14 protein-coding genes and 1 other annotated feature are annotated in these 14997 nt (G+C 27.8%); of the genes, 12 read left to right on the forward strand and 2 right to left on the reverse strand.

Annotation, left to right across the window (positions count from 1 at the left end):
- The first annotated feature begins 6 nt into the window (after positions 1-6).
- The 9 genes from ACQPVP_RS11980 (at position 7) to ACQPVP_RS12020 (ending at position 4957) form a co-directional block, all read left to right on the forward strand.
- Positions 7-600, forward strand: a complete 594-nt coding sequence (locus ACQPVP_RS11980; protein WP_430850229.1) for a hypothetical protein — start codon at positions 7-9, stop codon at positions 598-600.
- Positions 601-739: 139 nt separating this feature from the next.
- The gene (locus tag ACQPVP_RS11985; RefSeq protein WP_430850231.1) at positions 740-1522 is read left to right on the forward strand and encodes a phosphorylase; all 783 of its coding nucleotides are present in this window, start codon (positions 740-742) and stop codon (positions 1520-1522) included.
- Positions 1523-1567: 45 nt separating this feature from the next.
- On the forward strand, positions 1568-1723 hold the full coding sequence (locus ACQPVP_RS11990; protein ID WP_430850233.1) for a hypothetical protein: 156 nt from the start codon (positions 1568-1570) through the stop codon (positions 1721-1723).
- A 295-nt stretch (positions 1724-2018) separates the two neighbouring features.
- The gene (locus ACQPVP_RS11995; protein ID WP_430850235.1) at positions 2019-2570 is read left to right on the forward strand and encodes a GNAT family N-acetyltransferase; all 552 of its coding nucleotides are present in this window, start codon (positions 2019-2021) and stop codon (positions 2568-2570) included.
- Between the two features lie 118 nt (positions 2571-2688).
- On the forward strand, positions 2689-3090 hold the full coding sequence (gene mntA / locus ACQPVP_RS12000; protein WP_430850237.1) for a type VII toxin-antitoxin system MntA family adenylyltransferase antitoxin: 402 nt from the start codon (positions 2689-2691) through the stop codon (positions 3088-3090).
- A 474-nt stretch (positions 3091-3564) separates the two neighbouring features.
- The gene (locus ACQPVP_RS12005) at positions 3565-3747 is read left to right on the forward strand and encodes a hypothetical protein (RefSeq protein WP_430850239.1); all 183 of its coding nucleotides are present in this window, start codon (positions 3565-3567) and stop codon (positions 3745-3747) included.
- Positions 3748-4010: 263 nt separating this feature from the next.
- A complete protein-coding gene (locus tag ACQPVP_RS12010) occupies positions 4011-4418 on the forward strand; it encodes an NUDIX domain-containing protein (protein WP_430850242.1) in 408 nt (135 codons plus the stop codon).
- Between the two features lie 24 nt (positions 4419-4442).
- Complete coding sequence (locus ACQPVP_RS12015; RefSeq protein ID WP_430850244.1) at positions 4443-4595, forward strand: hypothetical protein; 153 nt, start codon at positions 4443-4445, stop codon at positions 4593-4595.
- Positions 4596-4663: 68 nt separating this feature from the next.
- Positions 4664-4957, forward strand: coding sequence for a GNAT family N-acetyltransferase (locus ACQPVP_RS12020; protein WP_430850256.1), 294 nt, complete (start codon positions 4664-4666; stop codon positions 4955-4957).
- A 100-nt stretch (positions 4958-5057) separates the two neighbouring features.
- On the opposite strand, the gene ACQPVP_RS12025 is transcribed toward ACQPVP_RS12020, so the two are convergent.
- Positions 5058-6215 (reverse strand): glycoside hydrolase family 3 protein, encoded by a 1158-nt coding sequence (locus tag ACQPVP_RS12025; RefSeq protein WP_430850246.1) that lies wholly within the window; start codon positions 6213-6215, stop codon positions 5058-5060.
- A 193-nt stretch (positions 6216-6408) separates the two neighbouring features.
- Positions 6409-6634, forward strand: a binding site (T-box leader).
- A gap of 202 nt (positions 6635-6836) precedes the next feature.
- Here ACQPVP_RS12025 and gltX point away from each other — a divergent pair.
- The 3 genes from gltX to ACQPVP_RS12040 all read left to right on the forward strand — a co-directional run bounded on the left by gltX (position 6837) and on the right by ACQPVP_RS12040 (position 13974).
- Entirely contained in the window at positions 6837-8498 is a 1662-nt protein-coding gene (gltX, locus tag ACQPVP_RS12030) for a glutamate--tRNA ligase (protein WP_430850248.1), read from the forward strand.
- 391 nt (positions 8499-8889) lie between these two features.
- On the forward strand, positions 8890-13617 hold the full coding sequence (locus ACQPVP_RS12035; protein ID WP_430850250.1) for a discoidin domain-containing protein: 4728 nt from the start codon (positions 8890-8892) through the stop codon (positions 13615-13617).
- A 174-nt stretch (positions 13618-13791) separates the two neighbouring features.
- Positions 13792-13974, forward strand: coding sequence for a MarR family transcriptional regulator (locus tag ACQPVP_RS12040; protein ID WP_066895046.1), 183 nt, complete (start codon positions 13792-13794; stop codon positions 13972-13974).
- Positions 13975-14146: 172 nt separating this feature from the next.
- On the opposite strand, the gene ACQPVP_RS12045 is transcribed toward ACQPVP_RS12040, so the two are convergent.
- A complete protein-coding gene (locus tag ACQPVP_RS12045; RefSeq protein ID WP_430850252.1) occupies positions 14147-14749 on the reverse strand; it encodes a DUF445 domain-containing protein in 603 nt (200 codons plus the stop codon).
- Positions 14750-14997 lie beyond the last annotated feature (248 nt).

Raw genomic sequence — 14997 nt, forward strand, 5'->3', positions numbered from 1 at the left:
AATAAAATGAAGAAAATAATATTAAGTATTTCTATAAGTTTTATTTTAGTTATATCATTATTAATATTTATCTTAATAAATGCAAAAAAAGAATTTGAGGAATATTTAAAAGTAAATTATCCGAATAATATCTTTCAGGTTAATTTACCTAAGATAGATGTTATTTATGGAAGTTACTATTCAGATGTATTTTGTATAAGTGATAGTATTTCTTTTAAAATAAGCAAATCATGGAATACAAAGCAAGTATCAGAGCATTATTCCGAAATAAAAAATAAAGAAAAAAATAATTTTGAAATAGCACAAATTTTTAGTAATAGTGAAGTTGAAAAATATATAAGTAGTATTAGTGCAGGAAGTAAATTTCCTACAACAGAGAAATACAAATATGATGCAATATATATAAGTGTTATTCCAGATACGGATATGCTATATATAACAAAAGATATTTTTAATTTGTTAAAGGAAAAGAAAATTGAAGTAGCTGAAATTAATATTACTTATGAAAAAAATATGGGTGTGTACGAAGGACATTTTTCGGATAAAGATTATGATTTAAATATAAATGAAATAGAAGATAAAATAATCAAAATAAAGTGATTTTAAGTACTGGGAATTAGTTTAAATTATATTATTAGTTTAATTAATAATGGTTAGATGATGAAATGGAAAAATATTTATCTGATCCTTATAACTTCAATAAGTATTATATTGCTTATTTAAAAAGAGGGGGATGAATTTGGATTTATATAATAAATTTAGGTTTAATATGGAGAGCTTTAGTGGAGGTATAGATTTCCTATATAACATATATGGGTTAGATGAAAATGAAGATTATGAAGCTATTATTTTAGCACCATCATGGAAGCCAGAAAAGATATTCAAGAATTTTAATACTGAAATCAAATCCATTAAAATAGGACCATACTATAGTAGTTACATTGTACAAGTAGATAGTAAGAAATATGGATATATACAAACTTCAGCAGGAGCATCTAATTTAGTAGATTGCTGTTTGACATTAGGAAATACTAAATGTAATAAAATAATATTTATAGGTGCAGTTGGAGCGTTAAAAGATGATATGAAATTAGGAGATATTATTACTCCATCAAAATCTATTGCAGGGGATGGAGCATCACTTTATTTGTATGAAAATATATCTACTGATAAGTTTCAAGCACTAATATATCCTAAAGTAGAGTTAAAAGAAAATTTAATAAGTATTGCAAATAAAATTGGAATTGAAGTTAAAGAAAAAGTAGTATATTGCACAGACTCTATATTTTGTGAATATTTTCATTTAAATGAGATATTAGAGTTTGGGAGTGAAGCAATAGAAATGGAAACAGCAGCATTTTATCGTTGCATGGAAATTATGAATAAAGAAGGAATTGCAATTTTATGTGTTTCAGATAATACAGCTACACAAAATGCATTAATTGGAAGAAGTGAAGAAGACACAGAAAAATTTCATAAAAGTAGAGAACAATTAATTTCTAAATTAATATTAAGTTTATAGAATATATGTATTATATGATGAAGTATTTTGTTGGGGGAGAATGTATTGAAAATAATTTTGTTAGGTATTGCTGTTATATTATTTGGAATTGCATTGATATTGTGTTCATCAGGTGGTGCTACTGCATTAGGATTAGGTATAGCAGCCATAGGTTTAATAATGTCCATTATTGGGGTTTTTACTGAAGATAGATATAAATAATATAATACTACGAAAGAAAAATGAGGTGAAATAATGAGAGTTGGAATAATTGGTCCATCAGAAGATGAGGTTATACCTTTGGATGGGCAATATCTATTTTAAATGTCATAGCAACATTCTAACCTTAATTAGAAAAGTTTTAATGAGTATTTGAGACAAAAAGTAATTATTCGTAGAACAATTGTATTATAGGAGGAGTTAGTTTTACATCTAAACTTCTTGATAAATTCCAATTTAATGAACAATCTTAAGTTTGTGTGAATTAAAAATAGGAAAAGAGAATAGGTGAGAAATTATGATTATTGATAAGAAAGAAATTATATTAAAAAACGGACAAAAAATATTACTTAAAAGTGCAACAGAAAAAGATGCAGAATCACTTTGTCATCATCGTTATATTACTTCTTCTGAATCGTATTTTATGGCAAGATATCCAGAGGAAATAAGTTTAGATGTAGAAGGAATGAAAGAAAAGTTAGTTACTATTGAAAAGGATGAGAAAGATTTTACAGTTACAGCTTTTTTAGATGGAAAAATAATAGGAGATGCAGGAGTCACTAAAATTAGGAACCATATTAAATATCGTCATAGAGCATATTTTGGAATTTCTATTTTGAAAGAATATTGTAATAAAGGACTTGGAAAATATATATTAGATATAGCATTAGAACAGGCTAAGAGGAATGGATTTGAACAAGTTGAATTAGGTGTATTTGAAGATAATTTAAGAGCAATAAATTTATATGAAAAATGTGGATTTAAAAAAGTTGGGATTCAACCAAGAGCCTTTAAACTTAAAGATGGTATTTATAGAGATGAAGTTCAAATGGTGTATATTTTCAATTAATAATTAATAGGTATTTGTGGTTTATTTTGACTATGAAAAAGAAAAATTATAGTATAAATCCTTTGTGAAAGTGTTATAATTACATTAAATTGGATAATACTTTAATTGAGGTGAAATAATGTTTGAAGATAAGTTAAGGGAAGCTATTAAACTGTTATTAGAATATAACCCCATTATTATATATTTATTTGGATCTGCAAGTAGAAATGAGTTAAGAGAAGATAGTGATATTGATATTGCATTTTTATCTAAGGAAGATATTGATGAATATACTGTGTTTATGAAAGCACAAGAGCTTGCTGATATTTTTAAAAGAGAAGTAGATTTAATTGATATTTCAAAGTCATCAACAGTATTTAAAGCTCAAATCGTAGGAAATGGAAAAGTTATTTATTGTTCAGATGACAAAGAAAGAATGTTTTTTGAGATGCGTGCTTTTAAAGAATATGTTTTATTTAATGATGAGAGAAAATGTATTATTGAAAAGATAAAAGAAAGAGGTTCAGTTTATGGGAAGTGATGTAATTTTAAATAAAATAGATACTATAGAAAGATGTATAAATAGAATAAAGGAAGTTTATGCTGACAATCCGGAAAATTTAAATAAAAATTGTTCAGATGATAATTGAAAGACATTTAGAGGATTTTAAAGATTTAATATATTATATGAATAAGTTAATATAAAAAGAATTTAATCAAACAAGATTTATTCACATAACTTTTAGGGGGGAGCAAAGAAAATGTTGATAACGTACAGTGAAGTTAACCCCAGGATGTAGGAAGAATTGTGTAAAAGCAAATCTACTACATCCTTTTTTATATTTATTTCCTAACAAAAGGAGTTCACTTTATTGTAAAAATACTTTATTTTTAGCTATTATAGCCAAGTAATATTAGCTGTAAGTATTTTCATAAAATTTATTTTAGAAATTAATTAGGTTGGTTGAAAAATATGATATAATTGGTATTAAATTACATTGATTAAGGGGAGATTATGTTGTATGGAATTATATTAATTATTGCAGGGTTATTGTGTATATTATTACCGAAAACTAACTGGTATAGAGAATCTATAATAAAGCATAATCACTTAGAAGTAGAGGAACTTTTATCTTTTATTAGAAATATAGTGGGTTTTATATTTATATTTTTAGGGGTTTTATCTTTCTTTTCATAAAAATAATAAATATTTTTAAAATTGGTGGGAAAGAAAATGAGATAGATGATTACAGTAAGATTAATTATAGGCCTTGGAGTCTTAATTATTAATATTTAATAGTCTTAAAGGAAGAAGATAAAGTAATTAGTGAATAGGATTATATAAGAGAAAATTTGATGTTTCTTTGAAAAATTAGAATTTATTGCTTAGCTTATTTTAAGTAATGAACTATTGTATTAAGTTTGGGTGGGGTATTAAATAGAAATTTTAGGAGGGGTGTTATGCAATATGAAGTATCAAGTGGAGCAGTAGTATTTACACGCAAAGAAAATGATATTTACTTCGTTATTGTGAAATCTTTAGAAGGAGATTATGGATTTCCAAAAGGACATATTGAAGGAGCAGAAACAGAAGAAGAGACTGCATTAAGGGAAGTATATGAAGAAATAGGTGTAAGAGCGCAAATTATTGAGAGCTTTCGGACAACTGATGAATATATAATTCCTAATAAGAAAGAGATAATTAAAAAAGTAATATATTTTGTTGCAGAGTACGATAATCAACAGATATGCTATCAAGAAGATGAATTAGAAGGGGCTTATTTAATGAGATATGAAGAATCAATGGAAGTCCTTCATTTTGATAGCTCAAAAAGAATACTAAGAGAAGCAAAGGTCTTTATTGAATAAATTTCAATTTGGGGAGGTATAACAATGAAATTAAAACTAGTAAAACTTGAAAAAAAGTATAGAAGGCAATTAAATAATATGTTAGATGAGTGGTGTAGTTATGACGAAGAAATTATACCTTATGCAATAAGGAAGGTTGATTATCATGATTTCGATAGATATATTGTGATAGCTTAGAACTTAAAGAGGCTAAATATGGTTTAGTACCTGATTCAACATTCTTTTGCCTTGATGAAGAAAGAGATATTTTTGTTGGAGCTGTTAATATTAGGCATTATCTAAGTGAGAGTTTGTTGCTTAATGGAGGGCATATCGAAGACGGTGTAAGACCTTCAGAAAGAAGAAAAGGAATTGCTACTCAAATGATAGGTCTTGCATTAGATGAATGTAAAAAACTTGGAATTGATAAAGTGTTAATGGTTTGCGATAGTAACAATATTGGTTCCGCCAAGAGTATAATAAATAACGGTGGTGTGATTGAAAATGAAATCGAAATTGACGGGATAGTTGAACAAAGATTTTGGATTAATAACAACTAGAAATTTATAAAGATTACCTCGAATATAAAAATATTAAATAGTATTTTATTGGGAAAAATAATTATAGATTTTTAAGTAGGCTGTCACATGGACAGCCTACTTATATTATACCTAACTTTAATTTTAGTTTTAAAACTCTTAAAACTGCCTCATCTACAACTTCTTCTTTTATATCTCCATTATTTACAGCTTCTATTATAGATGGAATTTGAACTTCATAGTCTGAAGATATAATTAAGTCATTACCTGAATTTACAGCAAAAATTGCAGAGTTAACTTCTCCAATATAATCTTTTATAGCACTCATCTGTAAATCATCTGTCATTATTACACCGTTGAAATTTAATTCATTTCGAATAACATCATGTACTTTTTTAGATAGAGAAGCAGGTAAATTTTCATCTATAGAATTTATTATATTATGAGAAACTAAAATGCTATCAGCTCCTGCGCCTACACCGGCTTTAAAAGGAATAAAATCATTATTTAAAAAACTTTCATAGCTTCTATTATCTATAGAAATACCTGAATGAGTATCTAAATTATTGCCATATCCAGGAAAATGCTTTAAGGTTGAACCTATATTATTTTCTTTCATAGTTTTAACTACAGTTTTAATATATTCAGCAGTTTCTTCTGCAGATTTTCCAAAAGTCCTAGGATAAATATAATCATTAGGATCAGTTGAAATATCAGCAACTGGAGCTAAATTCATATTAATTCCAATGGATTTTAAAAGAGTAGCTTTTTCCTTAGTATCAGTAATAATTAGGGGATATCCTCCTTCATTATATAGTTCTTGTGGTGAGTAAAACGGAACTGATCTAAACTCTGAATACCAGCTTAACCTATTAACAGTGCCACCTTCTTCATCTATTGCTATAAAAAGTTTAATAGGTGAGTTTGCTTGATAAGTATTTATAGTAGAGGAAAGACTTTCTTTATTTTCACCGTCTATATTTTCATCAAATAAGATAAACCCACTAACGCTATATTCATTTATATCATCAATGGCGGTATATTCATTGCATCTAATTAAAAACATTTGTCCAATTTTTTCTTCTAAAGACATAGTCTTTAATATTTCATTAGCATTCTCATCAATACTATCTTTAACTTCTACGCTTTCTTCAATAGTTTCTTCTGGATTAATTGCAGATTGGATAATATCATTATCTCTATTAATAAACTTACCAAGTAAAAATCCAGAAAGAAGGGATGTTATAATAATAAATACAATTAAAATAAATTTTTTCATGTTTACCTCCACAAAAAATTACTGTTTACTATAAATATTAACACTTATAGCCAAGCTTAAACATTATATAATATAAGAAATTTCAAATTTTTGTTCCAATGTAGGCTAGAAAATTGAAAATAATAAAGAATACAGCATAAAATATTTACAAAGGGGAAATGTAAAGTTATAATGTTACTGATAATAAGTAAATAATTAAGCATTGAAAGAGAAGAGTATATAGTTATTTAATTTAAAGAGATCTAGGGATGGTGGAATCCTAGAAATTAAACCTATAGAAAGAAGCTCTGGAGCTATAAACTGAAAAAGCATTAAATGTAAGTAGGTTTATGGGATTCTTCCCTTAAAAAGAAAGAGTGGATTAATTATTATATTAATCAACTTAGGTGGTAACGCGGAATATGTCTTTCGTCCTAAGATTTTAGGATTGAAGACTTTTTTTACTTTTTAGGAAATTATAAAAATGTTACCCTGTGAATAACTTTTTATAATTTCCATCATTCAGCTTTGAAGTGCATCTATTAATTTTGTGATGACTTGGAGCGAATGCGACGGAATAAGCAAAATTAATAGATGTACTTTTTTATTTAATTTTATATTTAAAAGAAAGGATAGATAAGGATGAGTTTAGAAAAATTAGCAAATTTAATATTTCCTAATGTAGATAAAACACCAGAAGATTATATTAAAATGTATCCAAAAAGAAATTTAAAAGAAGGTGCTGTTGTTACAAGATATGCACCATCACCAACTGGATTCCAACATATTGGTGGAGTTTTTGCTGCATTAATTAATGAAAGATTAGCAAGTCAAACAGATGGAGTTTTCTATTTAAGAATAGAAGATACTGATCAAAAAAGAGAAGTTGAAGGTGCCATAGAAGATACTATTCAAACTATGCATAACTTTGGTATGGATTTTAATGAAGGTATGACTGGAAACAATACTTCAAAAGGAGAATATGGTCCATATAGACAAAGTGAAAGAGCTGATATATACAGAGCTTTTGCTAAGGATTTAATTAAGAAGGGATTAGCTTATCCAGCTTTTGATACACCAGAAGAGTTAGCAGAACTTAGAGAAAGACAAACTGCTGCTAAAATAACTCCAGGATATTATGGAGAATATGCAAAAGATAGAAATTTAACTCCAGAAGAAGCTATGGAAAAAATAAATAATGGAGATGCCTACATAATTAGATTTAAGTCACCGGGAAATATAGAAAATAGAGTAGAATTCCATGATTTAATAAAGGGAGATATAAGCTTTCCAGAAAATAATCAAGATATAGTTATTATAAAGGGAGATGGACTTCCAACTTATCACTTTGCTCATGCTATAGATGATGCTTTAATGAGAACTACTCATGTTATAAGAGGAGAAGAATGGTTATCTTCATTACCAATACACGTTCAATTATTTGATGTATTAGGTTTAGAAAGACCAAACTACGCTCATATTCCAACTATAATGAAGAATGATAATGGCTCAAAGAGAAAACTATCAAAGAGAAAAGATGCAGAGGCTGCAGTTTCATACTATAAAGAAGTAGGATATCCAATGGTATCAGTAATTGAATACCTATTAAATATAATAAATTCTACTTTCGAAGATTGGAGATCAGAAAATCCAACAGTGGATTATCATGAATTTGAAGTAGCTTTAGATAAGATGAGTAAGTCAGGAGCATTATTTGATATAGTTAAATTAAATGATGTAAGCAAAGAAGTTATTTGTAAGATGAAAGCTGATGTAGTATATGATTATTATACAGCTTGGGCTAAGGAATATGACAAAGAAATGTATGATTTAGTAACTGCAAATGAAAAAATGTCTAAAGAAATCTTCAATATAGATAAAGAAGGTCCAAAGCCAAGAAAAGATTTTGCAAAATGGGATGAAGTAAGAGGAAAGATTGATTATTTCTTTGATGAATTATTTAACAAAGAAACATCAGAAAATGTTGAGCTTCCAAAGACTTTAACTTTAGAAAATGCAAAAGAAATAATAAAGGTATATAAAGAAAAATTCAATTTCAATGCAGGAAGTCAAGAAAATTGGTTTGAAGATTTAAAGGCTATTGGAGCAGAACTTGGATATTGTGCAAATAGAAAAGAATATAAAGCAAATCCAGATCAATATAAAGGAATGATTTCTGATGTAGCTGGAGCTGTAAGAGCTGCACTATCTCATAGAAGTAATACTCCAGATCTTTATACTATTATGCAAATATTAGGTGAAGATAAAGTAAGATCTAGATTCGAAGCGTTTTTAAATTTATAAAATTAAGGGAGTAGTAATGTACTCCCTTTTTGTTTTAAAAACTAACTTTAAATTTATTTTTCTGTGAACATAAAGGTGAAAATCATAAAAAGATATTTACAAATACATATTTGAATTGTATAATATATTTAGAAAATTCAGGAAAACAAGTAGTTGATTTGTATGCGTGTTACCGATAGGGCATTAGCTTTCTTACAAGTTTAGTAAGAGAGCTTTTTTTTATATATCTTTAGAACTAAATATACATAAATTTAAAAATATAAAGTATGAGGAGAGGTGGGTTTTAAAATGTAATTTTTTTATTTGTGTCAAATTTATGGATAATTATTGAATAATAGGGTAATGCTAATAATTTTAAGTGAAAATTTTAATTATTAACGGGGGGAAATATATGAAAAGAAAAAGATTGATAAGCATTGTATTAACGGCTGCTATAGTTGCAAATTTTATAACAGTTAAATCGAAAACTGTACAAGCGGTAGAAAATGTGAATTTAGCTCTTAACAAACCAATAACTGCTAGTAGCTATGAAGTTAATACTACATCACCAGAAAAGGCTGTAGATGGAGATTTAACAACACGTTGGGGAACAGCTCAAAATAAAGCGGCTAATGAATGGGTAGAAATAAATTTAGAGGAATCTAAACAAATAAGACAAATTAATATTAGTTTTGAAAGAACTGATGAGAATCAAAATATTTTAAGCTACAAGATAGAGTTAGAAAATAACGGAACATATACTGAGGTTTATAAAAAGACAGAAAAAGCAAAACAAAATGAAAAAATAGTATTTGATGAGGTGAAAACGGCTTCTAAGGTGAAAATAACCATTTTAGATGCAAATGGTGGAACTTTAAACTGGAAAAATGTTGGAATAAATGAAGTTGAGATTTATAGTGATGTTGTGAAAGATGTTGAATCAAGAGAAAATGTTAATCATGTTCTTAATTCAACTATGACAGCTTCTAGTGTAGAAGAAAATTTAGAAAGATTAAATGCTTCAAAAGCAAATGATGGTTCAAAAGACACTCGTTGGGCAAGTAATTATGATAGTCCTTCTACACAATGGTTAAAGGCAGAGTTTCCAAAGTTAACAAAAGTAAAACAAATTAATATTAATCTATTAAATAGAGATATAGCTCCTAATGATTCTAATGTAGAAAAATTAAGTATAAAGTACACTGATGAAAATGGAGAGGAAAAATATATTAAAAAGGATTTTGCAAATACCTCATTAGGTTCAGGAAAGGGTTGGAGTACTAATGTATCTATCTTGTTAGATGAAGCTATTGTAGCTAAGGATATTACAGTTTGTGAATTTGTTGCAAACAGTACTTCATATAATAATATAAGTATTACAGAGTTAGAGGCTTACTCAAATGAGAAAAGTCAAGAGGTGTCATTAGACAGTGTAGTTGCTGGAATTGTTGGACAAACTGTTGAAAATGATGTTGAAAAATTACCAATGCCTTCAATGCCAGAGGGATATACAGTTAAAATAAATGGTGCTGATTTTGAACAAATTATTGCTGATGATGGAACAATTGTAAGACCATTAACTGATAAAAGTGTAAAAGTTTCTTTCGAAGTAACTGAAGAAGCAACAAATAAAACAAAGAAAACTGATGATTTGGAATTTATTATTAAAGGTAAAAATACACAAAAAGAAGGTATGAATTCAAAACCTGTTGTTATTCCAGAAATTGCAGAGTGGTATTCAGATAGTACAAATACTTTAAATATTAATAGTGTTGATAAAGTAGTTTACAATGACGATTCTTTAGAGGGGGTTGTAGACGAATTCATTAGTGATTATGAAGAGTTTACAGGAATAAAATTAAGTAAGGAAAAGGGTAGTACTAAAGCAAATGCATATAATTTTGTAAAAGAAGCACCAGATTCTTTATTAGGAGATGAAGGATATACAATGGATATCCAAGGGGATAGAATTATTGTAAAATCACAAAGTGTTACAGGTAATATGTATGGAATGCAAACTATACTACAAATGTATAAGCAAAATGAAAGTTCATTCAATATAGGAACAATGAGAGATTATCCTCGTTTTGAAAAACGTGGTTTCTTATTTGATGTAGCTCGTAAGCCTGTTTCAATGGAAATGATAAAAGATGTTGCAAGAACTATGAGATATTACAAGATGAATGATTTCCAAGTACATTTATCTGATAATTATATTTTCTTAGAGCAATATGGAAAAATGGAAAATGAAGATGAAGCATTTAAGGCATATGAAGCTTTCCGTTTAGAATCAGGATTAACAAACGATGAGGGGGAATCTCCTACAGCAAAAGATTATTGGATTTCAAAAGAAGATTTCAATGATTTTATAGTTAGCGAAAGAAATGTTGGAATGAATATAGTTCCAGAAATAGATGTTCCAGCTCATGCTACATCTTTTACTAAAATTTGGCCAGAATTAATGGTTTCAAACAAAGTATCTTCATTAAATGCAAATAGACCATTAATAGACCACTTTGATGTATCTAAACCAGAAGTTGTTGAAAAAATTAAAGAAATATTTGATGATTATACAAAGGGAAATAATCCAACATTTGATTCACAAACTACAGTACACATTGGTGCAGATGAGTTCTTATCAGATTATACAGCATACCGTAACTTCTTAAATGAGTTAGTACCTTATATAAAGGAAACTAATACTGTACGTATGTGGGGAGGATTAACTTGGATTGATGATAAGAAAACTGAAATTGATAAAGATGCTATAGAAAATGTAGAAATGAATTTATGGTCTAGTGATTGGGCAGATGGATTACAAATGTATAATATGGGGTATAAATTAATTAATACTATTGATGATTTTGGTTACATGGTACCTAATGGAAGTATGGGACGTGCAAACGCATATGGAGATTTATTAAATATTAATCGTATATTTAATGAATTTGAAGCAAACCGTTTAAAAACAAGATCAGGGTATAAATATGTTCCTTCTGGGGATGATCAAATGCTTGGTGCAGCTTTTGCAATTTGGAGCGATAATATTGATAAATCTGCTTCTGGACTAAGTGAGTCAGATTTATATTGGCGTTTCTTCGATGCTATGCCATTCTATGCTGAAAAAACTTGGGCAGCAACAGGTAAAGAAAAAGGAAGTGCAGATGAATTAAGTACATTAGCAAATGAAAAGGGTATAGGACCAAATGTAAATCCATACTATCAAGAAGAAAAAGAAGGGGAAGTATATGAAAGCTATGATTTTGAAAATGGATTAGAAGATACTTCAAAGAATGATAGGGATTTAATTGAAGGAACTGCTAAAGTAGAAAATGGAGCTTTAACTCTAGATACAGACGAAAGTTATGTAACATCTCCTATAGAAAAGCTTGGAAATGGTAATGAGTTATCTTTTGATATTACCTTAGAAAAAGCATCTAAACCAGGAGATATATTATTTGAAGCAGATGCTGCATATGGAACACATGACATAAGAATTATGGAAAATGGAAAGCTAGGCTTTACAAGAGAATTATATAATTACTACTTTGATTATGAATTACCAGTAGGTAAAACTGTAAATATTAAAATTGTTTCAGAGCAACAAAAAACTAAATTATATGTAGATGATGAGTTTGTTTCTGATGCTAGTGGAAAATTTATTCATAATGATATAGTGAAAAAAGAAAATATCACCAATTCTACATTTGCATTACCTTTAGAAAGAATAGGATCTAAAGCAAATGCTATTGAAGCAGTTATTGATAATGTAGAAGTTTCAGAGTCTAAAGCAGTAGAGGATATTTACCATAAAGAAAATTGGACTGGTAAAACTAATACTGAAACTATTTATGATGATACAGAAGGTAAATTACAATATGCATTTGATAATAAGCAAAATACAATTTGGCATTCTAATTGGCAAGGAGCAACTGATAAATTAGATGGAACAAATTCATTCTATGCAGAATTAAATTTAGGTAAAGCATATAAAATTAATCAATTTTCATTTACACCTAGAGTAAATAATGCTAGTGGTTATGTTACTAAGGCAGATTTATATGTTAAAAATAAAGAATCTGATGAATGGAAGCTAGTAGCTGAAAATGAAATATTTGAAGCAAATGCAAATAAAAAGACATTTACATTTGATGAGCAAGAAGTTCAATATATTAAGTTTGTAGCTAAGGAATCCAATGATGGTTGGGTAGCAGTTTCAGAGTTTGATATTGCAAATAAGCCAGAACAAACATTTACTGTACATGTTGATGCTACTGAAGGTGGAACAGTAAGTGGTGGAAAAGAAGCAAAACAAGGTGAAGAAGTTACTGTAACTGCAATTCCTAATAAGGGATATATATTTGATGGATGGTATCGTTCTACAGGAGAGAAGGTTTCTGAAAATGATAAATATACATTTAATGTAGATGGAAATATATCATTAATAGCTCACTTTACTAAAAATGGAGAAGTTGAAGTTAATAAGGAAGAACTTGAAAATCTTTATAACACAAATAAATATAAATTAGAAGATAAATATACACCTGAATCATGGTCAATATTTAAAAATGCATTAGATAATGCAAAAGTAGTATTAGACAATGAAAATGCAACTCAAGAACAAGTAAATGAAGCTATTAGCAATTTAAACGAGGGAATATCAAAACTTGTTAATAAGCCTGAAACTTCTGAGGTTGATAAATCTAAGCTTCAAGAAGTAATAAACAAAGCAGAAGCAATAGACACAACTAAGTATACTAAGGAAAGTGTTGATGCATTTAATGAGAAGTTAAAAGAGTGTAAAGATATTTTAAATAATGAAAAAGCTACTCAAGAAGAAGTAGATAAAGCAATAAAGGAATTAGAATTAGCATTAAATAATCTAGAATTATTGAAAGATAATGATAACACTGGAAATGATAATGGAAACAGCAATAACGGAAATAATAATAATGGAAACAACAATGGAAATGGTAATGCTGGAAATGGCAATGCAAATGATAATGCTAGTAATAATAGTACTGGAAAGGGTAATGATTCAAATAAGTTACCAAGTACAGGGGGAACTTCATCAATGGCTGTTGGAGTAATGGCATTAATAATGACTGGTGTTGGAATAGTTATAAGAAGAAAGAGATAGTTAATAAGTTTAAAATTTAATAAAAATGAGCTGTTGTACTAATTAGTGCACAGCTCCATTTTTTTATAAGCAGAAATAATAGAATTAAATAATAAAAATTTTTATTTAATAGTTGAAATTAATTAGTGTTATTATGTAAAATATTTATGAAAAGATAATAAAGGAGATGAATCCATGGAAAACTATAATGTTGTATTAGAATGTTTTGAAAAGAATGATGAGCCAATGAATGCCACTGCAGTTGCAGAAAAAACAGGTATAGACAAAAAAGAAGTATCTAAGGTAATGGATAAACTTAAGAAGGAAGAAAAAATTTATTCACCAAAAAGATGCTACTGGCAAATAAAAAGAGACTAGAAGGAGCTGTCAAAGACAGCTCCAATTACAAATTAAAAATGAATAATTTAGGTTGAAATTTCACGGAAAGTGAAATTTCTTTCCTTCCTTTAGTTCAGAAGTACTTCTATTAATTTTGTAATGACTTGGAGCGAATGCAACGGAATAGGCAAAATTATATAGAAGTACTTTTTTAAAGGAAAATAACTAAAATACCTTGAAGAACTCCAATAATAGCACCTAGTACAAGACCTAGAATTTCAATATGCTTTAACTCTTTTTTAGAAACTTTAATTATTATATCTTCTAGCTTTTCTAAATCTAATTCATTAATTTTTTCTTCAACAATTTTTTGAATATTAACATTTTCTTTAGCTTTAACTAATAAATCAGCACTGATTTCATCAATTGCACTAGGAACTTCTTTATTTAAAATATCATCAATATAAGGAGAAGCCATCATTCTAAATGGCATAGGAATAATATTTAATTTTTCATTTATTATATTTTTTATTTTATTTATCACATAAGAATTAAAATTTTCCCCGTCTGAATTATTTAATGCTTGATCTAATATATCATCTATTGAAAGTAGTTCATTAGAAATAACTTCTCCTATATTAGCAGCAATTTCATTTTTTCTTTTAGGAATTAAACCTAATATTTCAATATTTAAAATAGGAATTTTAATTGGATTAATTGGTCTAAATAAAAGTTTTATGGCTAAGATGTTAGTTATCCATCCTATAAGACCACCAACAACTGTTAATATTAAAATGGTTATAAAATTATTCATAAGTGCCTCCTATTTATGTAAAGTGTTAAATATATAAACAATTTTATAACTTAATATAAAATATTTCAATATAAAGTTTGACTAATTAGTATAAAAATATAATTTGAATATTAAAGAAGCTGTCAAAGGACCAATGTCACTTAGTTAACATTATGGCAGCCTAATAAAAATATGAAGCTATCGCTATCTGTATAAAAAATCCGCTAGCGATAGCTATTTTTTATATTTAAAATAAATTGTTTAAATCT

The organism is Clostridium nigeriense (genome assembly GCF_050585265.1).
GTDB lineage: Bacteria > Bacillota > Clostridia > Clostridiales > Clostridiaceae > Clostridium > Clostridium nigeriense_B.